This is a genomic window from Streptomyces kurssanovii (genome assembly GCF_040677245.1).
GTDB lineage: Bacteria > Actinomycetota > Actinomycetes > Streptomycetales > Streptomycetaceae > Streptomyces > Streptomyces kurssanovii.
On the sequence record NZ_JBFAQK010000067.1, the window covers coordinates 15,858 to 41,330 of the forward strand.

Annotated in this window: 21 protein-coding genes; 17 read left to right on the forward strand and 4 right to left on the reverse strand. The window is 71.4% G+C overall.

Going from position 1 to position 25,473, the window contains the following annotated elements; genetic code table 11:
* Positions 1–110: 110 nt before the first annotated feature.
* Positions 111–506, forward strand: a complete 396-nt coding sequence (locus tag AB0K36_RS30315) for an SCO2097 family morphological protein (RefSeq protein WP_159692875.1) — start codon at positions 111–113, stop codon at positions 504–506.
* A 308-nt stretch (positions 507–814) separates the two neighbouring features.
* On the opposite strand, the gene AB0K36_RS30320 is transcribed toward AB0K36_RS30315, so the two are convergent.
* The 4 genes from AB0K36_RS30320 to AB0K36_RS30335 form a co-directional block, all read right to left on the reverse strand.
* Positions 815–3,349, reverse strand: coding sequence for a transglutaminase TgpA family protein (locus tag AB0K36_RS30320; RefSeq protein WP_364600388.1), 2,535 nt, complete (start codon positions 3,347–3,349; stop codon positions 815–817).
* Positions 3,346–4,704 carry a DUF58 domain-containing protein gene (locus tag AB0K36_RS30325; RefSeq protein ID WP_189475489.1) on the reverse strand — a complete coding sequence of 453 codons (1,359 nt, stop codon included), beginning with the start codon at positions 4,702–4,704 and terminating at the stop codon, positions 3,346–3,348. Before AB0K36_RS30325 ends, AB0K36_RS30320 begins: the two co-directional genes overlap by 4 nt.
* Complete coding sequence (locus AB0K36_RS30330) at positions 4,704–5,750, reverse strand: AAA family ATPase (RefSeq protein ID WP_364600390.1); 1,047 nt, start codon at positions 5,748–5,750, stop codon at positions 4,704–4,706. The genes AB0K36_RS30325 and AB0K36_RS30330 overlap by 1 nt, the downstream gene beginning before the upstream one ends.
* A gap of 199 nt (positions 5,751–5,949) precedes the next feature.
* Positions 5,950–6,495, reverse strand: a complete 546-nt coding sequence (locus AB0K36_RS30335) for a beta-class carbonic anhydrase (RefSeq protein WP_364600392.1) — start codon at positions 6,493–6,495, stop codon at positions 5,950–5,952.
* 272 nt (positions 6,496–6,767) lie between these two features.
* Here AB0K36_RS30335 and rsmH point away from each other — a divergent pair, with 272 nt between their 5' ends.
* The 16 genes from rsmH to AB0K36_RS30415 all read left to right on the forward strand — a co-directional run bounded on the left by rsmH (position 6,768) and on the right by AB0K36_RS30415 (position 25,202).
* Positions 6,768–7,724 (forward strand): 16S rRNA (cytosine(1402)-N(4))-methyltransferase RsmH, encoded by a 957-nt coding sequence (gene rsmH / locus AB0K36_RS30340; RefSeq protein ID WP_364600394.1) that lies wholly within the window; start codon positions 6,768–6,770, stop codon positions 7,722–7,724.
* Positions 7,725–7,779: 55 nt separating this feature from the next.
* Positions 7,780–8,382: a cell division protein FtsL gene (ftsL, locus tag AB0K36_RS30345; protein WP_364600396.1), complete on the forward strand. Its 603-nt coding sequence runs from the start codon at positions 7,780–7,782 to the stop codon at positions 8,380–8,382.
* A 4-nt stretch (positions 8,383–8,386) separates the two neighbouring features.
* Positions 8,387–10,366: a peptidoglycan D,D-transpeptidase FtsI family protein gene (locus AB0K36_RS30350; protein WP_364600398.1), complete on the forward strand. Its 1,980-nt coding sequence runs from the start codon at positions 8,387–8,389 to the stop codon at positions 10,364–10,366.
* Positions 10,367–10,379: 13 nt separating this feature from the next.
* Positions 10,380–12,062: a UDP-N-acetylmuramoyl-L-alanyl-D-glutamate--2,6-diaminopimelate ligase gene (locus AB0K36_RS30355; RefSeq protein WP_364600400.1), complete on the forward strand. Its 1,683-nt coding sequence runs from the start codon at positions 10,380–10,382 to the stop codon at positions 12,060–12,062.
* A gap of 4 nt (positions 12,063–12,066) precedes the next feature.
* Positions 12,067–13,482 carry a UDP-N-acetylmuramoyl-tripeptide--D-alanyl-D-alanine ligase gene (locus AB0K36_RS30360; protein WP_364600402.1) on the forward strand — a complete coding sequence of 472 codons (1,416 nt, stop codon included), beginning with the start codon at positions 12,067–12,069 and terminating at the stop codon, positions 13,480–13,482.
* On the forward strand, positions 13,479–14,549 hold the full coding sequence (mraY, locus tag AB0K36_RS30365) for a phospho-N-acetylmuramoyl-pentapeptide-transferase (RefSeq protein ID WP_159692889.1): 1,071 nt from the start codon (positions 13,479–13,481) through the stop codon (positions 14,547–14,549). The genes AB0K36_RS30360 and mraY overlap by 4 nt, the downstream gene beginning before the upstream one ends.
* Entirely contained in the window at positions 14,531–15,958 is a 1,428-nt protein-coding gene (murD, locus tag AB0K36_RS30370; protein WP_364600404.1) for a UDP-N-acetylmuramoyl-L-alanine--D-glutamate ligase, read from the forward strand. Before mraY ends, murD begins: the two co-directional genes overlap by 19 nt.
* A gap of 698 nt (positions 15,959–16,656) precedes the next feature.
* Positions 16,657–18,075 carry a putative lipid II flippase FtsW gene (gene ftsW / locus AB0K36_RS30375; protein WP_435877964.1) on the forward strand — a complete coding sequence of 473 codons (1,419 nt, stop codon included), beginning with the start codon at positions 16,657–16,659 and terminating at the stop codon, positions 18,073–18,075.
* A gap of 6 nt (positions 18,076–18,081) precedes the next feature.
* Entirely contained in the window at positions 18,082–19,176 is a 1,095-nt protein-coding gene (gene murG / locus AB0K36_RS30380) for an undecaprenyldiphospho-muramoylpentapeptide beta-N-acetylglucosaminyltransferase (RefSeq protein WP_189475473.1), read from the forward strand.
* 13 nt (positions 19,177–19,189) lie between these two features.
* A complete protein-coding gene (locus AB0K36_RS30385) occupies positions 19,190–20,005 on the forward strand; it encodes a cell division protein FtsQ/DivIB (protein ID WP_364600408.1) in 816 nt (271 codons plus the stop codon).
* 284 nt (positions 20,006–20,289) lie between these two features.
* Positions 20,290–21,498, forward strand: a complete 1,209-nt coding sequence (gene ftsZ / locus AB0K36_RS30390; RefSeq protein WP_364600410.1) for a cell division protein FtsZ — start codon at positions 20,290–20,292, stop codon at positions 21,496–21,498.
* Complete coding sequence (gene pgeF / locus AB0K36_RS30395) at positions 21,495–22,244, forward strand: peptidoglycan editing factor PgeF (RefSeq protein ID WP_364600412.1); 750 nt, start codon at positions 21,495–21,497, stop codon at positions 22,242–22,244. Before ftsZ ends, pgeF begins: the two co-directional genes overlap by 4 nt.
* Positions 22,241–22,960, forward strand: a complete 720-nt coding sequence (locus AB0K36_RS30400; protein WP_364600414.1) for a YggS family pyridoxal phosphate-dependent enzyme — start codon at positions 22,241–22,243, stop codon at positions 22,958–22,960. The genes pgeF and AB0K36_RS30400 overlap by 4 nt, the downstream gene beginning before the upstream one ends.
* 125 nt (positions 22,961–23,085) lie before the next feature.
* Complete coding sequence (locus AB0K36_RS30405; RefSeq protein WP_159692903.1) at positions 23,086–23,691, forward strand: cell division protein SepF; 606 nt, start codon at positions 23,086–23,088, stop codon at positions 23,689–23,691.
* Between the two features lie 70 nt (positions 23,692–23,761).
* Complete coding sequence (locus tag AB0K36_RS30410) at positions 23,762–24,058, forward strand: YggT family protein (protein WP_005318710.1); 297 nt, start codon at positions 23,762–23,764, stop codon at positions 24,056–24,058.
* A gap of 49 nt (positions 24,059–24,107) precedes the next feature.
* On the forward strand, positions 24,108–25,202 hold the full coding sequence (locus AB0K36_RS30415) for a DivIVA domain-containing protein (RefSeq protein WP_364600416.1): 1,095 nt from the start codon (positions 24,108–24,110) through the stop codon (positions 25,200–25,202).
* Positions 25,203–25,473 lie beyond the last annotated feature (271 nt).

Here is a 25,473-nt window from a genome sequence, read left to right on the forward strand (position 1 = left end):
CGGCCCGGAGGGCGTTTTGCGAGAGGGCGGGTTTCACGGGGGCGAATCCCTGCCTATCCTGGAAGGGCCGCTTACCGGTCGCCCCCGCGACCGACGACGAGGAGGACTCCGTGCCGCTCTCGGAGCACGAGCAGCGAATGCTCGAGCAGATGGAGCGAGCGCTGTACGCCGAAGATCCCAAGTTCGCGACAGCGCTCGAGGGAAGCGGGCTGCGTACGTACACCCGGCGACGGGTCTACCAAGCAGTCGCAGGCTTCCTGGTGGGTATCGCGCTCCTCATGGCCGGAATGGTCGCCCAGCAGATCTGGATCAGTGTGGTGGGCTTCCTGGTGATGCTCGGCTGTGCGGTTCTCGCGGTCACGGGCTGGCGCAAGGCGCCGAAGCCGGGTGAACAGCAGCAGACATCCGGCGGACACGGTCGCCGGCAGTCGCACCAGCGCAGATCGGTGATGGACCGGATCGAGCAGCGGTGGCAGCGCCGCCGCGACGAGCAGGGCGGTCACTGAGCCGTCCGGTCCCCACCGGACGACGAGTGGACCCTCCGGCCCACAAGTTCGCAGTACGAGTGAGGGGCGACGCTTTCGAGCGTCGCCCCTCAGTCATGCTCCCGGCCCGTGCTCCCGGCCGGTGTTCCTGACCTCGCTTCCCGGCTCGCTTCCCGGCTCTTGGGCCGCGCTCGTACGGAAAGCCTCGTGCTCAGCGCGCCCGTGCGCAGGCGCGCTACCACCGCCCGGCGCACCACCGCCCCGGCCCCGGACCCGTGTGGACGGGCCCGGGGCCGGGGCGGGAGCAGGGCGGGAACGGACGGGCCGGGTCAGCCGCGCTGACGGGTCGGGCGGCGCAGGAACGCCGTCCACCGGTCGAGCCGTAGCCGCCGCACGTTCCACCGGTCCGTGAAGGCAGACCAGCGTTCCGACAGGGCCCAGACGACCCTGACGGAGGAGCGGGGCAGCAGCAAGGCCCGCATCCGGGTCCGGAAGCCCACCGTGCGGATCAGACCGGCCCGGATCTCCCGCGCGTCGTCCGCGAGACCCGTTCCGGCCCTCGGGACCGGCGCGTACAGGACCTGCTCCACGGAGCGGGCCACCCGGTGCACGGCCGCGGCGGGCTCGTCCTCCAGCTTGCCGAGCCTGACGATGCGCGCCGCCGCCTTGCGAGGTGTCAGCGACTCGTCAGGAAGGATGCCGACGTCCCACGCGGAGTCGGTGACCTCCTGCCAGGCGGCCAGGGTGCGGCCCGGATCGTCGACGGCCGTACGGCCGTCGACCGCCCCGCCGTCCGCGTCCAAGGACACGGCCGAGGCTCCCGGGGAGCCCGGAGCCCCACCTGGCGAACCCGCCGCGCCCTTCGCCGGCCGGCGCACGGACACGCCCAGCCGCCGGGACCTGGTCACGAGCCGCCACAGCAGCGGCACGGCCAGCAGCAACAGCCCGCCCACGACCCCGGTGGTCGCCAGCAGCACCGTGCCCAGTGTCGAGTCGTCGGCCGTCGGCGGCTGGACGTCACGAGGGTCGGCCGCCCCGCACTCGCCGAGCTGCCGCTCCTGGCGGGGACACGCGTCGTCCTCGGGCCGGTTGGACTGCTCGGGGGCCGCGGAGCTGCCCTCCTCCGGCCGCGCCGGGTCGGAGGCGCCGCCGGACGGCGTCTGCTCCTGCGTGTACTCGGGCCGGAAGCCGCGGCTCGGCGTCGGCTCGAAGCGGGTCCACCCCACACCCTCGAAGTACAGCTCGGGCCAGGCGTGGGCGTCCCTCAGGCCGACCGACACCGTGCCGTCCGACTGCGTGGTGCCCGGCTGGAAGCCCACCGCGACACGGGCAGGGATGCCGAGCGTGCGGGCCATCGCCGCCATCGAGAAGGAGAAGTGGACGCAGAAGCCCTCCTTCTGCTTCAGGAACCGGCTGATCGCGGTGACGCCCGTACCCGACCGGACGTCGGTGTTGTACGTGAAGCCGCCGGTGTCCGCGAACCACTCCTCGAGCTTCTCGGCGCGCTCGTAGTCGTTCGCCGCGCCCCGGGTCACCGTGGCCGCGGTCTGCCGGACGTCGCCGGGCAGCGCGTCCGGGACGCGGGTGTACTCCTGCAGGAGCGCCGCGGGGGGTGCCGGGGCGTCCGCCAGCTGCTCCTGGGTCGGCTTCACGATCAGGCTGTTGACCGAGTACTGGGCGCCCGCGGTCGTCTGGCCCCGGTCGCCCACCAGCGTCCGGCCCGCCGGCTCGTAGCGCCAGCGGCCGTCGATGGCGACCGCCGTCGCCGGATAAGGCATCGGCAGCCAGTCCTGCTTGTACGACCCGGCCGCCGAAAGGTTCGTCCTGACCTCGGTGACCTGGACGGAGGGGCTCAGCCCGGTCGGCTCGGGCAGCCGCTCCGGCACACCGGTGACCTTGCGCTGCGACGAGCGCCATGACGTGCCGTCGAACCGGTCCAGGGACAGGATCCGCAGATACATGTCCTGGTTGTCCGGCGCGTTGCTGCGGTAGCGCAGCACCTCGCGGTTCTGGGGCTGGTTCAGGTTGTCCTGGAGGGAGACCAGCGGATTGACGGCCGAGATCGTGCCTCCGCCGCCGCCGGGACCGCCGCCGGGACCGTTTCCGACCCCGCCGATCAGACCGCCGTCCAGGGCGGGCAGCGCCGCCGGCACGGCGAGCGCGACACCCAGCGCGAGGACGCCGATCCTGCGGCCCGCCCTGACCGGTGCCTGCGGGCGGCCCTCCGTCGGGTCGAAGCCGCCCGTGGAGCGGTTGCGGGTGCCCGCGCCGCCGCCGAAGACGCGCCCCCACTGGGACAGCCGGTCACGGCCCTCGGCGAGCAGCAGCAGCAGGTAGCCGGACGCGGCCAGCAGGAACCACAGCCAGCTCGCCTCGCCGCCGGAGAGTCCGGCGGCCACGGAATAGAGAGCCAGCAGCGGCAGGCCGGCCGGGGCGGCGCTGCGGAACGTCACCGCGAGCGCGTCCACGGCGAGGCCGATCACCAGCACGCCGCCGATCACCATCAGCCTGATGCCGTCGGTGTCCGGGGCGGGAACCGCGTACTTGCCGACGTCGTCCGCACCGGCGCGCAGCAACTCCCCGAAGTGGACGAAGGCGTCCGGTCCCGGCAGCACACCGAGGAACGCCTGGCCCCTGGCGAAGACCACGGTGAGCAGCAGCAGCGTGACCAGCGTCTGCACCGCCACGGTCAGCGGCCGGGGCAGCGGGACCCGGCGGGCGAGCGCGCCCACCCCGGTCTGTACCGCCAGCAGGAAGCCGGCCTGGAACAGCCAGTTGGGCGGATCGACCAGCGGCAGCAGGGCTCCCGCCGCCATCAGCGTGGCGGCGAAGGCACACACCGCGAGCCGTGCGCGACCGCTCATGACCAACCTCCCGGCGAACCGTACGTGCCGCCGCCGGACGCCTCGACGCGTTCCCGTGCCGCCTGCTGCCACAGATCCGTGAGCCGTGCGCCGGGCGTCACCGCGAGCGCGGTCCAGCCCGATTCACGCAGCTGCCGGACCCGCTTCTCGAGCGGTCCAGGGGCGGCACCGCCGGTCACCCACGTGCCGCTGTCCAGCACGAACGCGACCGCTGAGCCGCTGCGCTGACGCATCCGGGCCGTCAGCGCGGCCTGTTCGTCGTCCAGATCGCCGAGGAAGGCGATCAGCAGACCCTCGCTCCCGCCGCGGAGCACGTCGAACGAACGGGACAGGCCCGCGCCGTCGGAGTGGTCCACGACCGCGAGCGTGTCCATCATCAGACCCGCGGAGTCGGCGGACTCCTGCGAGGAACCGGCGAACCCGTCCGCGCCCTCACCCGGCACGGAGGTTCCGGTGTCGGTCAACAGCCGCACGGCGAAGCCGCGTTCCAGCAGGTGCATCAGCGCAGAGGCGGCGCCGGACACCGCCCACTCGAACGCCGAGTCGGGGCCCGCGCCCTGATAGGCCACACGCCGGGTGTCCAGCAGCACGGTGCACCGGGGCCGCTGGGGCTGCTCCTCGCGCCGGACCATCAGCTCGCCGTAGCGGGCGGTGGAGCGCCAGTGGACCCGGCGCAGGTCGTCCCCGTAGCGGTAGGCACGGGGAATGATGTCGTCGTCGCCGGCCAGGGCGAGCGAGCGCTGCCGGCCGTCGCCGTAGCCGGAGGCCTCGCCGGCCAGCCGTACCGCCGGCAGTGTCTCCGTGCGCGGAATGACCGTGAGGGTGTCGAACGCGCTGAACGAACGGGTGAGCTCGCACATGCCGAACGGATCCGTCAGCCGCAGCTGGAGCGGTCCCAGGGGGTAACGGCCCCGCAGGTCCGAGCGGACCCGGTAGGAGACCTCGCGGCGGCCGCCCGCCTCGACCCGGTCCAGCACGAAGCGGGGCCGTGGCCCCAGCACGTACGGCACATGGTCCTGGAGCATCAGCAGGCCCGTCGGCATCCGCGAGACGTTGTCCATCCGCAGGTGGACGCGCGCCTCGGAACCGGAGGGCACCCTGGCGGGCGACAGCCTGCGGCTCGCGGCGACCCGGTAGCGGGTGCGGTAGAGGACGGCCACACAGATCAGCGGCAGTCCGGCGAGCAGCAGTCCGACGCGCAGCAGGTCGCTCTGGCCGAGCACATAGGCGCAGACGGCCGCCGCCACGCCGGCCGCGAGGAAGGAGCGGCCGCGGGTGGTGAGCCCGCCGAGCGCCGCGCGCACCCCGCCGCCGCCCGTGGCCGCCGGGCCCGTCGAGGCGGCTCCGGCCGACATCACAGCCGCCGGGCGCCGGGCTGCTGGCCGTAGAGCGGCGGCTGGGCCGGCCGGCCGGCCGTGTACGAACCGTCGGAGGTGCCGCTCGTCGGGACCGCGGTGCGCTGGACGATGTCCAGGACGACCTGCTCGGCGGTGCGGCGGTTCAGCTGGGCCTGCGCCGTGGGCAGCAGCCGGTGCGCGAGCACCTGTACGGCCAGTGCCTGCACGTCGTCCGGCAGGGCGTACTCGCGGCCGCTGAGCGCGGCGGACGCCTTCGCGGCGCGCAGCAGGTGCAGCGTGGCACGGGGGGAGGCGCCCAGTCGCAGATCGGGGTGGCTGCGGGTCGCCGACACCAGCTCCACCGCGTAACGCCGCACGGACTCGGCGACGTGCACGGCGCGCACGGCCTCGATCAGCTTCACTATGTCGTGGGCGTGCGCCACGGGCTGCAGATCGTCGAGCGGCGACACACCGCCGTGGACGTCGAGCATCTGGAGCTCGGCCGCGGCGCTGGGGTAGCCGATGGACACGCGCGCCATGAAGCGGTCGCGCTGCGCCTCCGGCAGCGGGTAGGTGCCCTCCATCTCCACCGGGTTCTGGGTCGCCACCACCATGAAGGGGGCGGGCAGTTCGTAGCTGTGCCCGTCGATGGTGACCTGACGCTCCTCCATCGACTCCAGCAGCGCCGACTGAGTCTTCGGCGACGCGCGGTTGATCTCGTCGCCGATCACGATCTGGGCGAAGATCGCGCCCGGCTTGAACTCGAACTCGCGCCGCTGCTGATCGAAGATCGACACACCGGTGATGTCCGACGGCAGCAGGTCCGGCGTGAACTGGATACGCCGCACGGAGCAGTCGATGGATCTCGCCAGCGCCTTGGCCAGCATCGTCTTGCCCACGCCGGGAACGTCCTCGATGAGGAGATGTCCCTCCGCGAGCAACACCGTCAGCGAAAGCCGTACGACCTCTGGCTTGCCCTCGATCACGCTCTCGACCGACCTGCGGACAAGATCCGCTGTGGTGGTCAGATCCGTGAGGCTCGCTCGATCGTCATAGGTCGTCACCCGGCCCTCCTCGGCCCTTTCATAGGGCCGGCGCACTTGAGACGGCACGGCCCAACCCCGAAACATGGACGCCGCCTCCGGAAGGTCCGGAAGGGGTCACACCCGCATTCTTGTTGGCGTTGCCGCGTTGTGTCACTCGCCTGTGGATAAGTGGGCGGGATATGTCGGGGTTGAGGTGCTATATCGCGTGCTCAGCTGCTCACTCAGCGGGGTCGATCTCGCGAAGCAGGCCCGTGGTGACGTCGAAGACGAAGCCGCGTACATCGTCGGCGTACAGCAGGAACGGCGAGGTGCGCACCCGCTGCATCGACTGGCGGACGTCCTGGTCGACATCACGGAAGGCCTCGACCGCCCATGCGGGCCGCTGCCCTACCTCCTCCTCCAGTTCGATACGGAAATCCTCCGTGATCGTCTCAAGGCCGCAGCCGGTGTGGTGCACGAGGATCACGCTGCGGGTGCCGAGCGCGCGCTGGCTGATGGTGAGGGAGCGGATCACGTCGTCGGTGACCACTCCACCGGCGTTGCGGATCGTGTGGCAGTCGCCGAGCTCCAGTCCGAGCGCCGCGTGCAGGTCGAGACGGGCGTCCATGCAGGCGACCACGGCCACCTTGAGGACCGGGCGCGCGTCCATCCCCGGGTCCTGGAATTCCGCGGCGTAGCGCTGGTTCGCTTCGACGAGACGATCAGTGACGGTGCCACCGGTGCGTGCGGGGTCGGCGGCAGGCTGGTACGCAGAAGTCGACATGCAACGAAGGTAACGGTCACCGCCCGCACGGGCCCGGTGTGAGAGCGGACAAAAGAACGTCAACGACCCGTGCTGTGAGGTAACCCACAAGCCTGACACGGCAGGCCGCGCGACGCGCTGGCCGGTTGATTGACCGGCCGGACCAGTGGACTAAAGTGACGCGAAGTTCACGGAGGCCGACCACACATCCGCCGGCCCCCCGCACATTCCCCGCGTGCGCGGCGTACGCACGGCCCGGCCATGACCCGCCCGCGCCGGATCTGAGAGGGCGCATGAGCCAGACCCGACACGTCCCGGTGATGCTCCAGCGGTGCCTGGACATGCTGGCCCCCGCCCTCCAGGCGCCGGGCGGAGTCGTCGTCGACTGCACCCTCGGCCTCGGCGGCCACAGCGAGGCACTGCTCGAGCAGTTCCCGCAGACCCGTCTCGTCGCGCTCGACCGCGACACGGAGGCCCTGCGTCTGTCCGGCGAGCGGCTGGCCCGGTTCGGTGAGCGGGCGACCCTGGTGCACGCGGTCTACGACGAGCTCCCCGACGTGCTCGCCCGCCTCGGGATTCCCCGCGTCCAGGGCGTGCTGTTCGACCTCGGCGTCTCCTCCATGCAGCTCGACGAGGCCGACCGCGGCTTCGCCTACGCCCAGGACGCCCCGCTCGACATGCGGATGGACCAGACGACGGGCATGAGCGCCGCCGAGGTCCTCAACACCTATCCCCCCGGCGACCTGGTGCGGATCCTGCGCGCCTACGGCGAGGAGAAGCAGGCCAAGCGGATCGTGTCCGCCATCGTGCGGGAGCGGGAGAAGGAACCGTTCACCAACAGCGCCCGGCTCGTCGAGCTCATCCGCGACGCGCTGCCACAGGCCGCCAAGCGCACCGGCGGCAACCCGGCCAAGCGCACGTTCCAGGCCCTGCGGATCGAGGTGAACGGAGAACTGGCGGTGCTCGAGCGGGCCGTTCCCGCCGCGGTGTCCGCGCTCGCCGTCGGTGGACGGATCGCCGTGCTGTCGTACCACTCCCTCGAGGACCGGCTGGTCAAGCAGGTCTTCGCGGCCGGTGCCGCGAACACCGCCCCGCCCGGCCTGCCCGTGGTGCCCGAGCAGTACCAGCCGCGGCTGAAGCTGCTGACCCGGGGGGCGGAGCTGCCCACCGACGAAGAGGTCGCCGAGAACCGCCGGGCGGCCCCGGCACGTCTGAGGGGGGCGGAGCGCATCCGGGAGGACGTGGCGTGAGCACAGCGCGCGGGCGACCGCGCACGGCCGGCGGAGAAGCGAACCGGAGGACACCTTGAGCACAGCGGCCAAGCAGCTGAAGGGAAGGGCCGTACGGCTCACGCGGCTGATGCCGTCGGGGCCGAGCACCGCGGCCCGTACCCCCTTCGTCCTGCTGGTCGTGCTCCTGCTGTCCGGTGGGCTGATCACACTCCTGCTCCTGAACTCCTCGCTCAGCCAGGGCTCCTTCGAGCTGAGCGAACTGAAGAAGAAGACCACCGAACTCACCGACGAGCAGCAGGCGCTCCAGCGGGACGTGGACCGTCACTCGGCCCCCAACGCCCTCGAGCGGCGCGCCCGCGAGCTCGGCATGGTCCCTGGCGGCGGTCCCGCTTTCCTCGGCCCGGACGGCAAGGTGCTCGGCGTACCGCGCAAGGCCACCGCGGAGCCCCTGCCGCCCCCGCCCCCGGCGCAGCCCTCCGCCGAGCCCTCCGGCACGGCGGCCGGCGGGCCCTCCGCAGCGCCGTCGCCGTCCGTCCGGACACCACCCCCTTCCGCGCCGGCGGGCTCCACCGGCACGCAGGGGCTCTCCGGACCGCCCGCCGCTCCCGAGGCTCCCGGCTCCGCCCCGTCCGTCCGTACGTCCCCGCAGCCGAACCCGACGATCCCCGGCAGGTGACGCAGTGCCCCCCAAGGAACCACCGCGGCGCCGGGTGCCAGGTCCCGCCCGGCGGCCCTCCGCGCAAGCCCCCCAGCGCTCCGGGCAGCGGCCCGGTCAGCGGCCCTCCGCCGGCAGGCCGCGCCCCGGCCGGCGTCCGGCGCCCCGGCGCGTACGGCTCGGCAATCCGCGCCCCCGGCTGAGGCTGGTCAGCCTGGGCCTGACACTGGTGATGCTCGCCTTCGTGGTCCGGCTGCTCCAGGTGCAGGCCGTCGACGCGAGCGCCTACGCCGCCAAGGCCGAGAAGAACCGCTACCTCAGCCGCACACTCGCGGCCGAGCGGGGCGAGATCACCGACCGGGCCGGAGTCGCGCTCGCCACCAGCGTGGACGCCTACGACATCACCGCCGACCCGAAGATGTTCACGCCCGAGGACAGCAAGGCCCCCGACGCGCCGGAACAGGCCGCCCAGCTGCTCGCCCCCATCCTCGGCAAGGAGCCGGGCGAGCTCGCCGCGAAGCTCAAGAAGCCCGGCTCCCGCTACGCCGTGCTGGCCCGCCGCCAGACACCGCAGGTGTGGAACCAGATCAAGGACCTCAAGAGCGTCTACGCGCAGAAGGCCTCCGCGGACAAGAGCAAGGGCGGCCCCGGGGCGAACGTGCTGGCGGGCGTCTTCCAGGAGCCCAGCAGCAAACGCGTCTACCCCAACGGCGACCTCGCCGCCGGGATACTGGGATTCGTCAACGCCTCGAACCGGGGCGGCGGGGGCATCGAGTCCATGCTCGACGAGACGCTCGCCGGCAAGGACGGCACCGTCACCTACACCCAGTCCGGCGGCCGCCGCGTGCCCACCGCCACCTCGCGCGAGGTCCCCGCGGTCCCCGGGTCCGACGTGGAACTGACCATCGACCGCGACATCCAGTGGGCCGCGCAGAAGGCCATCGAGGACCAGGTCGGCAAGTCGAAGGCCGACCGCGGCTACGTGATCGTGCAGAACACCCGTACCGGCGAGATCCTCGCCATGGCCAACGCCCCCGGGTACGACCCCAACGACCTCGGCCAGGCCACCTCCGCCTCCCTCGGCAACGCCGCCCTGCAGGACGCGTTCGAACCGGGCTCCACCGCCAAGGTGGTGTCCATGGCCGCCGTGCTCGAGGAGAAGAAGGCCACCCCCGCGACGCACGTCGTCGTCCCCAACCGGCTCCACCGCGGCGACCGGCTCTTCAAGGACGACATCGACCACCCCACCTGGTACCTGACGCTCAACGGCGTCCTCGCCAAGTCCAGCAACATCGGCACGATCCTCGCCACCGGGCAGCTCGGCACGTCGCAGCCGGAGGCCAACAAGGTGCTCCACTCCTACCTGCGCAAGTTCGGCCTCGGCAGCCCCACCGGGCTCGGCTACCCGGGCGAGACCCCGGGCATCCTCGCCCCGCCGAAGGACTGGTCCACCTCGCAGCAGTACACGATCCCGTTCGGGCAGGGGCTGTCCGTCAACGCCGTACAGGCGGCCTCCGTGTACTCCACCGTCGCCAACGGCGGCGTACGCGTCGAACCCACGCTGGTGCGCGGCACCAGGGGCCCCGACGGCCGCTTCACCCCCGCCGAGGAACCGGAGAGGACCAGGGTCGTCAGCGAGAAGACCGCCGACACCCTGGCGACCATGCTCGAGTCCGTCGTCGACGACGAGGAGGGCACCGGAACCAAGGCCCGCATCCCCGGCTACCGCGTCGCCGGCAAGACCGGAACGGCGAACCGGGTCGACCCCGAACTCGGCGTCTACAAGGGCTACACCGCCTCGTTCGCCGGTTTCGCACCGGCCGACGACCCGCAGGTCACCGTCTACTGCGCCATCCAGAACCCCACCAAGGGGAGCTACTTCGGCGGTCAGATCTGCGGTCCCATCTACCAAAAGGTCATGGAGTTCGCGCTGAAGACCCTGCAGGTCGCCCCGACCGGCAAGGGCCCGGCCCGGCTGCCCGTGACCTTCGAACCCGGCGAGTGACCGGAGGTACCCAGTGACGACGATCACCCCCGATCCCGGGAACCGGCCAGGGGAGCGCCCCTCATTTTCGCCCGGGCCCGGTGCGCCCGGTACGCTCACCGCCGTGCCACAAGCTGATCAGTACCGAACCGCCCCGCAGGACGCCCCCGCGAAACAGACGGGAGCGCCCCGTCCGGAACGGCCCCGCCCGACGAAGCTCGCGGAGCTCGCGGCCCGACTGGGGGTGCAGACACCGGGCGCCGCGGAGATCACCGGCATCACCCATGACTCCCGGGCGGTACGCCCGGGCGACCTCTACGCCGCCCTGCCCGGCGCCCGCTTCCACGGCGCCGACTTCGCCGCCCAGGCCGCGGACCTGGGCGCGGCCGCGATCCTCACCGACGAGAGCGGCGCCGAACGCGCCGACGCGACCGGCCTCCCGGTCCTCGTCACGGACAATCCGCGCGGCCGGATGGGCGAACTCGCCACCGAGATCTACGGGCACCCCGGCGACGATCTGCTGCAGATCGGCATCACCGGCACCTCGGGCAAGACCACGACCGCCTACCTCGTCGAGGGCGGCCTCAAGGCGGCCGGGCGTTCCACGGGCCTGATCGGCACGGTCGAGATGCGGATCGGCGACGAGCGCATCAAGTCGGAGCGCACCACCCCGGAGGCCACCGACCTTCAGGCGCTGTTCGCGGTCATGCGCGAGCGCGGCGCCGACGCGGTCGCCATGGAGGTCTCCAGCCACGCCCTGGTGCTCGGCCGGGTCGACGGCTGTGTCTTCGACATCGCGGTCTTCAACAACCTCAGCCCCGAGCACATGGAATTCCACTCCGACATGGAGGACTACTTCCAGGCGAAGGCGCAGCTGTTCACGCCGAAGCGCAGCCGGAAGGCAGTCGTCAACCTTGATGACGAGTACGGCCGCAGGCTCGTCGACGAGGCCACCGTGCCCGTCACCACCTTCTCCGCGGAGGGCCACCCGGACGCCGACTGGCGGGCCGAGGACGTCGAAGTCGGCACCCACGGCTCGACGTTCACCGCGGTGGGCCCGGCGGGCGAGCGGGTACGCGCCCAGGCGCCGCTGCCCGGCCCCTTCAACGTCGCCAACACGCTGGCCGCCGTCGTCACGCTCGCCGTCGCCGGACTCGACCCGCAGACCGCGGCCGACGGCATCGCCGCGGTACCCGGTGTGCCCGGCCGGCTCGAGCGCGTCGACGCCGGCCAGCCGTACCTCGCGGTCGTGGACTACGCCCACAAGACCGACGCCGTGGAGTCGGTGCTGCGCTCCCTGCGCAAGGTCACCAAGGGCAAGGTGCACATCGTGCTCGGCTGCGGCGGCGACCGTGACAGGACCAAGCGCGGCCCCATGGGCGCGGCCGCCGCGAGGCTGGCCGACACCGCCGTGCTGACCTCCGACAATCCGCGCGGTGAGGACCCCCTCGCGATCCTCGCCACGATGCTGGCGGGCGCCGCGGAGGTGCCGGTCCACGAGCGCGGCGACGTGATGGTCTACGAGGACCGGGCAGAGGCGATCGCCGCGGCGGTCGCCCGTGCCGAGGCCGGCGACACCGTGCTCGTCGCGGGCAAGGGCCACGAGCAGGGCCAGGACATCGCCGGTGTGGTCCGCGCGTTCGACGACCGCCAGGTACTGCGCGCCGCCATCGAACGCGCCGTCGGCAGCGCAGCCGCCAAGAAGAATCAGGGATGACCCATTGATCGCCCTCTCCCTCGCCGAGATCGCCGAAATCGTCGGCGGGCAGTCGCACGACATACCGGATCCGGCCACACCGGTCACCGGCCCCGTCGTCATCGACTCCCGGGCGGTCGAGCCCGGCAGCCTCTTCGCCGCCTTCCAGGGCGAGAAAGTCGACGGGCACGACTACGCGGAGCGGGCGGTGGCGGCAGGCGCGGCAGCCGTGCTGGCCACCCGCCCCCTCGGGGTGCCCGCGATCGTCGTCGACGACGTGCAGAGCGCCTTGGGGCGCCTGGCACGTCACGTCGTCAAGCGCCTCGGTACCAAGGTCGTCGCGCTGACCGGCTCGGCCGGAAAGACCAGCACCAAGGACCTGATCGCGCAGGTGCTCCAGCGCAAGGGACCCACCGTCTGGACGCCCGGATCCCTCAACAACGAGATCGGACTGCCGCTCACCGCGCTCCGCGCCACCGAGGAGACCGAGCACCTGGTGCTCGAAATGGGAGCGCGCGGAATCGGCCACATCCGCTACCTCACCGAGCTGACCCCGCCCCGGATCGGTCTCGTGCTGAACGTCGGCACCGCCCACATCGGGGAGTTCGGCGGCCGCGAGCAGATCGCGCAGGCCAAGGGCGAGATGGTCGAGTCGCTTCCCCCGGCGGGAGAGGACGGCGGAGTCGCGGTCCTCAACGCCGACGATCCGCTGGTCCGCGCCATGGCCTCCCGTACAAAAGCCCGCGTGCTGCTGTTCGGTGAGGCCGACGACGCCGCCGTACGCGCCGAGAATGTCCGTCTCACCGAACTCGGACAACCCACTTTCACGCTCCACACACCCACCGGGTGCAGCGATGTGACCATGCGGCTGTACGGTGAGCACCACGTGTCGAACGCGCTCGCCGCGGCCGCCGTCGCCCATGAGCTGGACATGTCCGCCAGTGAGATCGCCCTCGCGCTCTCGGAGGCGGGCACCCTCTCCCGCTGGCGTATGGAGGTCACCGAGCGTCCGGACGGCGTGACGGTCGTCAACGACGCCTACAACGCGAATCCCGAGTCCATGCGCGCCGCGCTCCGAGCGCTGGCCGCCATGGGCAAGGGACGTCGTACGTGGGCGGTGCTCGGGCAGATGGCCGAGCTCGGTGACGAGGCACTCGTCGAGCACGACGCGGTCGGGCGGCTTGCCGTCCGGCTCAATGTCGGCAAGCTCGTCGCGGTCGGGGGCAGGGAAGCGTCCTGGTTGCAGCTGGGCGCATACAACGAGGGTTCGTGGGGTGAGGAGTCGGTGCACGTGTCCGACGCGCAGGCGGCGGTCGACCTGTTGCGCAGAGAGCTGCGCCCGGGAGACGTCGTGCTGGTGAAGGCTTCCAGGTCGGTCGGTCTGGAGCGGATCGCACAAGCGCTGCTCGAGGGTCCCGAGGGTGAGGGTGCCGTCCGATGAGGCAGATCCTCTTCGCGGGAGCCATCGGTCTCTTCCTGACCCTGATCGGTACTCCGCTGCTGATCAAGCTCCTGGCCCGCAAGGGATACGGGCAGTTCATCCGCGACGACGGCCCGCGCGGCCACGCCGGGAAGAAGGGCACGCCCACCATGGGCGGCATCTCCTTCATCCTGGCCACGCTCATCGCCTATGCGCTCGCCAAGGTGATCACCGGTGAGGACCCGACGTTCTCGGGTGTCCTGGTGCTCTTCCTGATGGCCGGCATGGGCCTGGTCGGCTTCCTCGACGACTACATCAAGATCGTCAAGCAGCGTTCGCTGGGTCTGCGGGCCAAGGCGAAGATGGCCGGCCAGCTGATCGTCGGCATCGCCTTCGCCGTGCTGTCACTGCAGTTCGCCGACCAGCGCGGCAACACCCCGGCCTCGACCAAGCTGTCGTTCATCACCGACTTCGGCTGGTCCATCGGCCCGGTGCTGTTCGTCGTCTGGGCGCTGTTCATGATCCTCGCGATGTCGAACGGCGTGAACCTGACCGACGGTCTCGACGGCCTCGCCACCGGCGCCTCGGTGATGGTCTTCGGCGCGTACACGTTCATCGGGCTGTGGCAGTTCCAGGAGTCCTGCGCCAACGCGGTGACCCTGACGAACCCCAACGCGTGTTTCGAAGTGCGGGATCCGCTCGACCTCGCGGTCGTCGCCTCCGCGTTGATGGGCTCCTGCTTCGGCTTCCTGTGGTGGAACACCTCTCCCGCCAAGATCTTCATGGGCGACACCGGCTCGCTCGCACTCGGCGGCGCACTCGCGGGCCTGGCGATCTGCTCCCGTACCGAATTCCTGCTCGCCCTCCTCGGCGGCCTGTTCGTCCTCATCACGATGTCCGTGGTGATCCAGGTCGGTTCGTTCAAGATGACGGGCAAGCGGGTCTTCCGGATGGCGCCGCTCCAGCACCACTTCGAACTGAAGGGGTGGTCCGAAGTCCTTGTGGTGGTCCGGTTCTGGATCATCCAGGGCATGTGCGTCATCGTGGGCCTCGGTCTCTTCTACGCGGGATGGGCAGCCGACAAGTGAGCGACTGGCAGGGCATGAACGTCACCGTCGCCGGCCTCGGCGTGAGCGGCGTCAGCGCCGCCCGCGCCCTGGCCGGGCTCGGCGCGCGGGTCACCGTCGTGGACGGCGGAGCCGGCGAGACGCACGAGGCGCGAGCGGCCGAACTGGCCGCAGCGGGCGTCGTCGTGCGGCTCGGTGACGCCCAAACCCTGCCGGACGGCACCGACCTGGTCGTCACCTCGCCCGGCTGGAAGCCGTCCAGTCCGCTGTTCGCCGCCGCGGCGGCCGCCGGTGTCGACGTCGTCGGCGACGTGGAGATCGCATGGCGGCTGCGCGGCCCTGACGCGGCGCCCTGGCTGGCGATCACCGGCACCAACGGCAAGACGACCACGACCCGGATGCTCGCCTCGATCCTGACGGCGGCCGGCCTGCGGACCGCCGCGATCGGCAACATCGGCACACCGATCATCGACGTCGTCCTCGGCGACGAGCGGTACGACGTGCTCGCCGTCGAGCTCTCCAGCTACCAGCTCCACTGGGCGCCCTCGCTGCGCGCGCACTCCGCCGCGGTGCTCAACCTCGCCCCGGACCACCTCGACTGGCACGGCTCCATGGAGGCGTACGCCGCCGACAAGGGCCGCATCTACGAGGGCAACACGGTCGCCTGCGTCTACAACGCCGCAGACCCCGCGACAGAGCAACTGGTGCGTGCCGCGGACGTCGAAGAGGGCTGCCGGGCCATCGGCTTCACCCTCGGGACGCCGGGACCGTCCCAACTGGGCGTCGTGGAAGGCATCCTGGTGGACCGCGCGTTCGTCGCCGACCGCCACAAGCAGGCGCAGGAGCTGGCCGAGGTCGCGGACGTGAACCCGCCGGCGCCGCACAACATCGCCAACGCCCTCGCGGCGGCGGCGCTGGCCCGCGCGTTCGGCGTCGAGCCGGCGGCCGTACGGGACGGGCTGCGCGCCTTCCGGCCCGACGCGCACCGCATCGAACACGTCGCGGAGGTCGAGGGGGTCGCGTACGTCGACGACTCCAAGGCGACCAACACCCATGCGGCGGAGGCCTCTTTGGCCGCCTACGAACCGATCGTGTGGATCGCCGGGGGACTTGCCAAGGGCGCCACCTTCGACGAACTGGTCACCGCGTCGGCGAAGCGGTTGCGGGGCGTCGTCCTGATCGGCGCCGACCGCGCGCTGATCCGCGAAGCCCTGGCGCGACACGCGCCCGAGGTCCCGGTCGTCGACCTCGAGCGGACCGACACTGGGGCGATGTCCGCGGCGGTACGGGAGGCGGCCTCGCTCGCCCGGCCCGGAGACACGGTTCTGCTGGCACCGGCCTGCGCCTCGATGGACATGTTCACCAACTACAACGAGCGGGGCGAGGCCTTCGCGGAAGCGGTCCGGGCCCTCGCCGACGAGCACGCCTGACAGCCGCGGGATCCGGCTGCCGCCGGGCACGACTGGAGGGGACAGCGACCATGCCGGCCACCGAGGGGCCCCTGGGCCCGGGAGACGCCCTCTCCGTCCCCGCCGCAGCCGGGACCGCCCCGCCGCGACGGCCGGCCCGCACCACCCCGCAGGGGCCCGCTCCCGCCACGGTGGCCCCGCCTGCCACCGACGCCGCTGTGCGGACCACCGGGGAGTCCGCACCTGCCACGGTGGCCCCGCACGCGGCCGACGTCGTGGTGCGGGCGGCCGGGGAGGGGCCTGCTGCCGCCACGGCGGCACCGCACGCGGCCAGCGCCGTGGCGCGGGCGACTGCGGACGTTTCTTCCCTGCCGCCGCACCATGCGCCTGCGGCCCCTGATACCGCCGACGCCCGGCGGCCGGCTCCGGTTCGCCCGTCGGATGCGCTTGCCGTCCCCTCGGCCCCTGATACCGCCGACGCCCGGGGGCCGGCTCCGGTGCCCCGCGCGGATGCGCCTGCCGTCCCCTCGGCCTCTGACGCCACCGTCGCCCGGCGGTCAGCTCCGGTTCGCGCGCCTGCCGTCCCCTCGGCTTCCGACACCGCCTACGGGGACGTTCCTGCCCGGGGCGTGGCCACGGCGGCCCGCCGGCGTGCGCCAGGCCGGGCAGCCGCCGCCGGGAGCGCGGTACGCGCCGCGGGAGCCTGGATCGCCGGGCTCGTGCCCGCAGGGCCGGTGCCCGCCCTCGCGGGGGCGGCCGGCGCCGTGTCTGTAGGCCGCGTGCCCGCCCTCGCCGGCGGAGCCGGCATCGCGCTGCGGAGCCGCACCGGCGGGGACGTCCGGCGGGCGCCCCGTGTACGGGGCGGCGGGGCACGTGCCCCGCGTACCCCCCGCGTCGGCGGACCCCGCGGGCCACGGCGGCTGTACGAGCAGGCCCGCAGGGCCTGGGACCGGCCGCTCACGGCCTACTACCTGATCCTCGGCAGCAGCCTGCTGATCACCGTTCTCGGGCTGGTGATGGTCTACTCCGCGTCGATGATCCAGGCGCTGGAGTACTCGCTGCCCGCCTCGTACTTCTTCCAGAAGCAGTTCGTCGCCGCGGTCATCGGCACCGTGCTGCTGCTGGTCGCCTCCCGGATGCCGGTCAAACTGCACCGGGCGCTGTCCTACCCCCTCCTGGTGATCACCGTCTTCCTGATGGTGCTGGTGCAGGTGCCCGGGATAGGGCACGCGGTCAACGGCAACCAGAACTGGATCTACCTCGGCGGCCCCTTCCAGCTGCAGCCCAGTGAGTTCGGCAAGCTGGCGCTGATCCTGTGGGGCGCGGACCTGCTCGCCCGTAAACAGGACCGGCGGCTGCTGACCCAGTGGAAGCACCTGCTGGTGCCGCTGGTCCCGGTCGCCTTCCTGCTCCTCGGCCTGATCATGCTCGGCGGGGACATGGGCACGGCGATCATCCTCACCGCGATCCTCTTCGGTCTGCTGTGGCTCGCGGGGGCCCCGACCCGTCTCTTCGCGGGAGTGCTCGGTATCGCCGGTTTCGTCGGTCTGCTGCTGATCAGGACCAACGAGAACCGGATGTCCCGGCTGTCCTGCATCGGTGCGATCGACCTCGGACCGGAAGGCGAGTGCTGGCAGGCCGTCCACGGCATCTATGCTCTTGCGTCTGGCGGATGGTTCGGTTCCGGCCTCGGTGCAAGTGTGGAAAAATGGGGCCAACTACCCGAACCGCACACCGACTTCATCTTCGCCATCGCCGGGGAGGAACTGGGCCTGGCGGGGACGCTGTCGGTGCTCGCCCTGTTCGCGGCTCTAGGCTATGCGGGTATCCGCGTCGCCGGACGCACGGAGGACCCCTTCGTGAGGTACGCGGCGGGAGGCGTCACCACGTGGATCACGGCCCAGGCCGTGGTCAACATCGGTGCGGTGCTCGGTCTGCTGCCGATCGCCGGCGTCCCGCTGCCGCTCTTCTCCTACGGAGGGTCCGCGCTGCTGCCGACGATGTTCGCCGTCGGGCTGCTGATCGCCTTCGCGCGAGAGGATCCCGCGGCAAAGGCGGCCCTGGCCGTGCGGAGGCCCGGGGTGAGATGGAAGACGATGAGACGGCGCGTCAAGAAGCGTCCGTCCGGAGAGCGGTGAATTTCGGTGCATGTCGTACTCGCCGGTGGGGGGACCGCCGGCCACATCGAGCCCGCGCTCGCCCTCGCGGACGCCCTGCGCAGGCAGGACCCGAGCGTGGGCATCACAGCCCTCGGCACGGAACGCGGTCTCGAGACCAGGCTTGTGCCTGAGCGCGGCTACGAGCTGGCGCTCATCCCCGCCGTTCCACTGCCGCGCAAACCCACCCCTGAGCTGATCACCGTCCCGGGGCGGCTCCGGGGCACCATCAAGGCGGCGGAGCAGATCCTCGAGCGGACGAAGGCCGACTGCGTCGTCGGCTTCGGCGGTTACGTCGCGCTGCCCGGCTACCTCGCGGCCAAGCGCCTCGGCGTGCCGATCGTCATCCACGAGGCCAACGCCCGCCCCGGCCTGGCCAACAAGATCGGCTCGCGTTACGCCGCCGGCGTGGCCGTCGCCACGCCCGACAGCAAGCTCCGCAACTCCCGGTACATCGGCATCCCGCTGCGCCACACCATCGCGACGCTCGACCGCGCGAGGGTCCGCCCCGAAGCGCGTGCCGCCTTCGGCCTCGACCCCAACCTGCCGACGCTGCTGGTCTCCGGCGGCTCGCAGGGCGCCCGCCGCCTCAACGAGGTGATCCAGCAGATCGCTCCGGTGCTCCAGCGTTCCGGGATCCAGATCCTGCACGCGGTCGGCCCGAAGAACGAACTGCCGCGCGTGGACAACATGCCGGGAATGCCGCCCTATGTGCCGGTACCGTACGTGGACCGGATGGATCTCGCGTACGCCGCGGCCGACATGATGCTGTGCCGCGCGGGCGCGATGACCGTCGCCGAACTCTCCGCCGTGGGCCTGCCCGCCGCTTACGTACCGCTGCCGATCGGCAACGGCGAACAGCGGCTCAACGCCCAGCCGGTGGTCAAGGCGGGCGGCGGACTGCTGGTGGACGACGCCGAACTGACCCCCGAGTGGGTCCAGGGCAACGTCCTTCCGGTGCTCGCCGATCCGCACCGGCTGTACGAGATGTCGCGTGCGGCCGCCGAGTTCGGCCGCAGGGACGCCGACGATCTGCTCGTCGGCATGGTGTACGAGGCGATTGCTGCACGCCGGCAGGCGTGAGAAGGCAGGGAGCGTGGCCGGACCGACCACCGCGGAACGCGGTGCGCGCAAGCCCCCGGACGGACCGGAAGGACCGGACGGCAAGGCCCGCCCGCGCCGCGAGGACACTCCCGCCGGACGTTTCCGGCGGCCCGGCCCCCGCTCCCTGCTGATCGCCCTCGCCGCGATCGCCCTGATCGCCGGTACGGTCTGGCTGCTCTACGGCTCCTCCTGGCTGCGCGCCGAGCATGTGGCGACCAGAGGCACCGACGTCCTCACGCCCGGCGAGGTCCGGGCCGCGGCGGCGGTACCGATGGGCGCGCCGCTCATCTCCGTCGACACCGACGCCATCGAAGCCAGGCTGCGGCAGGAACTGCCGCGTATCGACTCCGTGGCGGTCGAACGGTCGTGGCCGGACGGTATCGAACTGGTCGTGACCGAACGAAAGCCGGTCCTGCTGCTCGAAAAGGGAACAAAGTTCGTCGAAGTGGACGCGAACGGAGTGCGGTTCGCCACGGTCGGCAAGGCGCCCGCGGGTGTTCCCCTGCTACGGATGGAAGTTGACGGCTCGCCAAGCCTGAACCGATTCGGGCCGGACCGGCTCGTGGCGGAAGCGGTCAGGGTCAGAAGTGAACTTCCCGCGAAAGTCGCAGCCGATCTGCAGAGCATGAAAGTAGTCTCATACGACTACATCTCCCTGGAGTTGAGCGGCAATCGCACCGTGGTGTGGGGCAGCTCGGGGGAGGGCGGGGTGAAGGCGCGGGCGCTCGAAGCACTCATGAAAGCAGCCCCCGAGGCCGGGCACTTCGATGTGAGCGCGCCCAGCGCCCCTGCCTCATCGGGGAGTTGACGCGCATCTGTGCTGGCCAGCACCCTGGTTGGTCATTGCTGTGCGTGATCACATAGGGTGAAAAGAAAAACGGGAGGTTCGGCGTGTTCGTTGAACGGGCGCCACTTGTCGACTTAGTGTCCTGTTCGGAAGAGTCCAGGGAACAGACACACTGGTAACCCTAAACTTCAGCGTTAGGGTTCGGGTCGGCAGCCGGCTGGTCGGGCCGTCCCAATTCGACATCAGTCGTCGCAGCGCGGCCCCGCGAGGCGGCGACACGTAACTCGAGGCGAGAGGCCTTCGACGTGGCAGCACCGCAGAACTACCTCGCAGTCATCAAGGTCATCGGTGTCGGCGGCGGTGGTGTCAATGCCATCAACCGAATGATCGAGGTCGGTCTCAAGGGCGTCGAGTTCATCGCTATCAACACGGACGCTCAGGCGCTGTTGATGAGCGACGCCGACGTCAAACTCGACGTCGGCCGCGAACTCACGCGAGGCCTCGGCGCCGGAGCGAATCCGGCAGTCGGTCGCAAGGCGGCAGAGGATCACCGCGAGGAGATCGAGGAGGTCCTCAAGGGGGCCGACATGGTCTTCGTCACCGCCGGCGAAGGCGGCGGCACCGGCACCGGCGGCGCTCCCGTCGTCGCCAACATCGCCCGCTCGCTGGGTGCCCTCACGATCGGTGTGGTCACCCGCCCGTTCACCTTCGAGGGCCGGCGGCGCGCGAACCAGGCGGAGGACGGCATCGCCGAACTCCGCGAAGAGGTCGACACCCTCATCGTCATCCCGAACGACCGGCTGCTGTCCATCTCGGACCGCCAGGTCAGTGTTCTGGACGCCTTCAAGTCGGCGGACCAGGTACTGCTGTCCGGTGTCCAGGGCATCACCGACCTCATCACCACCCCGGGTCTGATCAACCTCGACTTCGCCGACGTCAAGTCCGTGATGTCCGAGGCCGGCTCCGCCCTCATGGGCATCGGCTCCGCACGCGGCGACGACCGTGCGGTGGCCGCGGCGGAGATGGCGATCTCCTCGCCGCTCCTCGAGGCGTCCATCGACGGCGCACGCGGCGTGCTGCTCTCGATCTCCGGCGGCTCCGACCTCGGCCTGTTCGAGATCAACGAGGCGGCCCAGCTCGTCAGCGAGGCGGCCCACCCCGAGGCCAACATCATCTTCGGCGCCGTCATCGACGACGCGCTCGGCGACGAGGTCCGGGTCACGGTCATCGCGGCCGGCTTCGACGGCGGTCAGCCGCCGACCCGCCGGGAGAACGTGATCGGCTCCGCCTCCAACAAGCGCGACGAGCCGGCCCCGGCCCCGACCCGCGGTAGCGACGGCCCGCGCTCCACCGGGCTCGGCACCGTGCCCGTGCGCGAGGAGCCCACGCCCGTCGAGCCGGCTCCGGTTGCGAGCGACCTGGGATCGCAGGCCGGCCCGGCGCAGGTTCCGACGGCCCGTCCGTACCCGGACAGCCAGGCGGAAGAGCTGGATGTTCCGGACTTCCTGAAGTGACGGTGCAGCACGACGCGATACACGAGAGCGGCGCGCACTTCGCCTTCACCGACCGGTGGGGCGGGGTGAGCGCCGTTCCGTACGAGGAGCTCAACCTGGGCGGCGCCGTCGGCGACGACCCCGGAGCCGTGCTGGCCAACCGGGAGATCGCGGCCAGGTCCCTGGGGCTCTCCCCGGAGTCGGTGGTCTGGATGAACCAGGTGCACGGCAACGACGTCGCCCAGGTGGACGGGCCGTGGCCGACCCCGGACGTGCCGGCGGTCGACGCGCTGGTCACCGCACGGCGCGGCCTCGCCCTCGCCGTGCTCACCGCCGACTGCACACCGGTTCTGCTCGCGGACCCGGTCGCCGGGGTGGTGGGGGCGGCGCACGCGGGACGTCCCGGGATGATCGCGGGCGTCGTGCCCGCCGCCGTCGAGGCGATGCGGAAGCTCGGCGCGGAACCGGAGCGCATCATCGCCCGTACCGGACCGGCCGTCTGCGGTCGCTGCTACGAAGTACCCGAGCAGATGCGGTCGCAAGTGGCCGCCGTCGAGCCGGCCGCCTGGTCGGAGACGAGCTGGGGGACCCCGGCCGTCGACGTCACGGCCGGGGTGCACGCACAGCTCGAGGCGCTCGGGGTGCGCGACCGCCGGCAGTCCGGGGTCTGCACACTGGAATCGAGCGACCACTATTCCTACCGGCGTGACCGCACGACCGGACGGCTCGCCGGATACGTCTGGCTGGAGGACCGGAAGACCCCATGACCGACCGCAGAACCGAACTCGCCAAGAATCTGGCGGCGGTGGAGGAACGTATCGCCTCCGCCTGCGCGGCAGTGGGCCGTGAACGGGACGAGGTGACCCTCATCGTGGTCACCAAGACATACCCGGCGAGCGATGTGCGACTGCTCCATGAACTCGGTGTGCGTCATGTGGCGGAGAACCGTGACCAGGACGCGGCCCCGAAGGCCGCCGCTTGCGCGGATCTGAACCTTCGCTGGCACTTCGTCGGTCAGTTGCAGACCAACAAGGTCCGTTCTGTCGCGAGTTATGCCGATGTGGTGCAGTCCGTCGACCGCCCGAAGCTCGTTTCCGCCCTCTCCGCCGCCGCGGTGCGGGCGGAACGCGAACTCGGCTGCCTGATCCAGGTCGCGCTGGACGCCGAGTCGGGCCGGCAGGGGGAGCGCGGCGGCGTCGCGCCGGACGGGATCGAGGAGTTGGCGGCGGCGGTCGCCGGCTCGCCAGGACTGCGGCTCGACGGACTGATGACCGTCGCGCCGCTGGCCGGACCGTACGCGGGACGGCAACAGGCGGCGTTCGAGCGGCTGATGGAATTCTCATCAAGCCTGCGCGCGGCCCATCCGGCTGCGAACATGGTGTCAGCAGGGATGAGTGCGGACCTCGAGCAGGCCGTCGCGGCCGGAGCGACACATGTGCGCGTCGGTACGGCGGTACTCGGAGTCCGACCCCGGCTCGGGTAACGTCGCGAAGCAAGTCGGACCACAGTAGAAAATATGGTCATTCCCGCCCAAAGCGGGGCAGACCGAGTGGATCGCGGGCACTTGGTGACGAATGCCGATCCACCACAGAGCGGAGGACTCAGAGAATGGCCGGCGCGATGCGCAAGATGGCGGTCTACCTCGGCCTCGTGGAGGACGATGGGTACGACGGCCGGGGTTTCGACCCCGATGACGACTTCGAACCCGAGCCGGAGCCCGAGCGGGAGCACCGGCGGCACCAGCCTCCCCGCCAGATCGAGCGTGAGGAGCCGGTGCGGGTGGCGGCGCCGCCCGCACCGCGCGAGCCGGTTTCCCTCCCGGTCGACAGTGGACGCCCGGCGCGGATCGCCCCCGTGGCATCCATCACACCTGAACGCCCGAGCATGGAGAAGAGTGCACCGGTGATCATGCCCAAGGTCGTGTCCGAGCGGGAGCCCTACCGCATCACCACGCTGCATCCGCGGACCTACAACGAGGCCCGTACCATCGGGGAACACTTCCGCGAGGGCACCCCCGTGATCATGAACCTCACGGAGATGGACGACACGGATGCGAAGCGACTTGTCGACTTTGCCGCGGGACTCGTCTTCGGTCTGCATGGCAGCATTGAGCGAGTGACGCAGAAGGTGTTCCTGTTGTCGCCTGCTAACGTCGATGTCACGGCGGAAGACAAGGCCCGCATCGCAGAGGGCGGGTTCTTCAACCAGAGCTGAGAAAAGACACCGGGAACGACCCGGCCGAACGGCCGGCGAAGACGAGAGTCAGGGGAGAGGGAAGCGCGGGATGGGCGTCGCACTGGATGTGGTCTACATCGCGCTGATGTGCTTCCTTGTCGTGCTGATCTTCCGGCTCGTCATGGACTACGTCTTCCAGTTCGCCCGTTCATGGCAACCCGGCAAGGCGATGGTGGTCGTTCTGGAGGCCACCTACACTGTCACCGATCCACCGCTCAAGCTTCTGCGGCGATTCATCCCGCCGTTGCGTCTCGGGGGCGTGGCACTCGACCTGTCCTTCTTCGTTCTGATGATCATCGTCTACATCCTGATCTCCATCGTGCGCGGCTTGGGGAACTCGATGTGAGCGATACGGTCCTGCCGACTGCCGACGACTACGTAGAGGTGAAGAAGAGATGCCGCTGACTCCCGAGGACGTGCGGAACAAGCAGTTCACGACCGTCCGCCTCCGAGAAGGCTACGACGAGGACGAGGTCGATGCCTTCCTCGACGAGGTCGAGTCCGAGCTGACCCGTCTGCTCCGCGAGAACGAGGACCTGCGCGCGAAGCTGGCCGCGGCGACGCGTGCCGCCGCGCAGAACCAGCAGCAACAGGGCATGCGTAAACCGCCTGAGCCGCAGGACGGCCGCGGCCAGGGCGGTCCCGGTGCCCCCGTGCCCGCCGCCATATCAGGACCGCCGGTCCAGCAGCAGCCCCCGCAGATGGGTCCGCCCCAGCTGCCGGGCGGAGCACCGCAGTTGCCGGCCGGTCCCAGCCACGGTGGCCCCCAGGGTCCTGGAGGCCCGATGGGCCCCGGCCCGATGCAGGGCGGACCCATGGGAGGCCCGATGGGCGGCCCCATGGGCGGACACGGCGGCCCGCAGGGCCCCGGTCCGATGGGTCAGGGACCCGGCGGAGACAGCGCCGCGCGCGTGCTCTCGCTGGCCCAGCAGACCGCTGACCAGGCGATCGCGGAGGCCCGTTCCGAGGCCAACAAGATCGTCGGCGAGGCTCGTTCGCGCGCCGAGGGCCTGGAGCGGGACGCCCGCGCCAAGGCCGACGCCCTCGAGCGGGACGCCCAGGAGAAGCACCGCGTCGCCATGGGCTCCCTCGAGTCCGCGCGCGCCACGCTGGAGCGCAAGGTCGAGGACCTGCGGGGCTTCGAGCGCGAGTACCGGACCCGGCTGAAGTCCTACCTGGAGAGCCAGCTGCGTCAGCTGGAGACCCAGGCGGACGACTCCCTGGCCCCGCCGCGCCAGCCCGCGGCCGCGTCGCTGCCGCCATCCCCGGCGCCTTCCATGGCACCGGCCGGCGCGAGCGCCCCGTCCTACGGCAACCAGACGATGGGCGGCCACGGGCCGTCGCCGTCCGGCCCGTCGTACGGCGGCCAGCAGCAGATGTCGCCGGCGATGACCCAGCCGATGGCACCGGTGCGGCCGCAGGCGCCGCAGCCGATGCAGCAGGCGCCGTCGCCGATGCGCGGTTTCCTGATCGACGAGGACGACAACTGACGGGCTCGCGCGCGCAGCGCGCGTAGCCGTCGGCAGACTGCGGGGCCGGGCCCGGGGTGCGAAAGCACTCCGGGCCCGGCCTTTTGCGTGGGCGGGTGCGGGTTCGTTGGGCGGGTGACGCCTGCGGCGGGCTGTTCCCCTCCCCGCCCCTTCCCGAAACCGGGCTCCGCCCGGACCCGCCACCGCGCTGCGCGCGGTGTTTCGGGGGCTCCGCCCCCGCACCCCCGCGCCTCAATCGCCGGCGAGGCTGACGTTGCCAGGCAACTTCAGC

What these genes read in the sequence shown, in the direction of transcription:
- murD (WP_364600404.1), top strand. Translation starts at nt 14,531, where the DNA reads ATGGGCAGCCGACAAGTGAGCGACTGGCAGGGCATGAACGTCACCGTC.
- AB0K36_RS30325 (WP_189475489.1), bottom strand. Translation starts at nt 4,704, where the DNA reads ATGTCGGCCGGAGCCGCCTCGACGGGCCCGGCGGCCACGGGCGGCGGC.
- AB0K36_RS30410 (WP_005318710.1), top strand. Translation starts at nt 23,762, where the DNA reads ATGGGCGTCGCACTGGATGTGGTCTACATCGCGCTGATGTGCTTCCTT.
- AB0K36_RS30415 (WP_364600416.1), top strand. Translation starts at nt 24,108, where the DNA reads ATGCCGCTGACTCCCGAGGACGTGCGGAACAAGCAGTTCACGACCGTC.
- AB0K36_RS30400 (WP_364600414.1), top strand. Translation starts at nt 22,241, where the DNA reads ATGACCGACCGCAGAACCGAACTCGCCAAGAATCTGGCGGCGGTGGAG.
- AB0K36_RS30320 (WP_364600388.1), bottom strand. Translation starts at nt 3,349, where the DNA reads ATGAGCGGTCGCGCACGGCTCGCGGTGTGTGCCTTCGCCGCCACGCTG.
- mraY (WP_159692889.1), top strand. Translation starts at nt 13,479, where the DNA reads ATGAGGCAGATCCTCTTCGCGGGAGCCATCGGTCTCTTCCTGACCCTG.
- AB0K36_RS30405 (WP_159692903.1), top strand. Translation starts at nt 23,086, where the DNA reads ATGGCCGGCGCGATGCGCAAGATGGCGGTCTACCTCGGCCTCGTGGAG.
- rsmH (WP_364600394.1), top strand. Translation starts at nt 6,768, where the DNA reads ATGAGCCAGACCCGACACGTCCCGGTGATGCTCCAGCGGTGCCTGGAC.
- AB0K36_RS30335 (WP_364600392.1), bottom strand. Translation starts at nt 6,495, where the DNA reads ATGTCGACTTCTGCGTACCAGCCTGCCGCCGACCCCGCACGCACCGGT.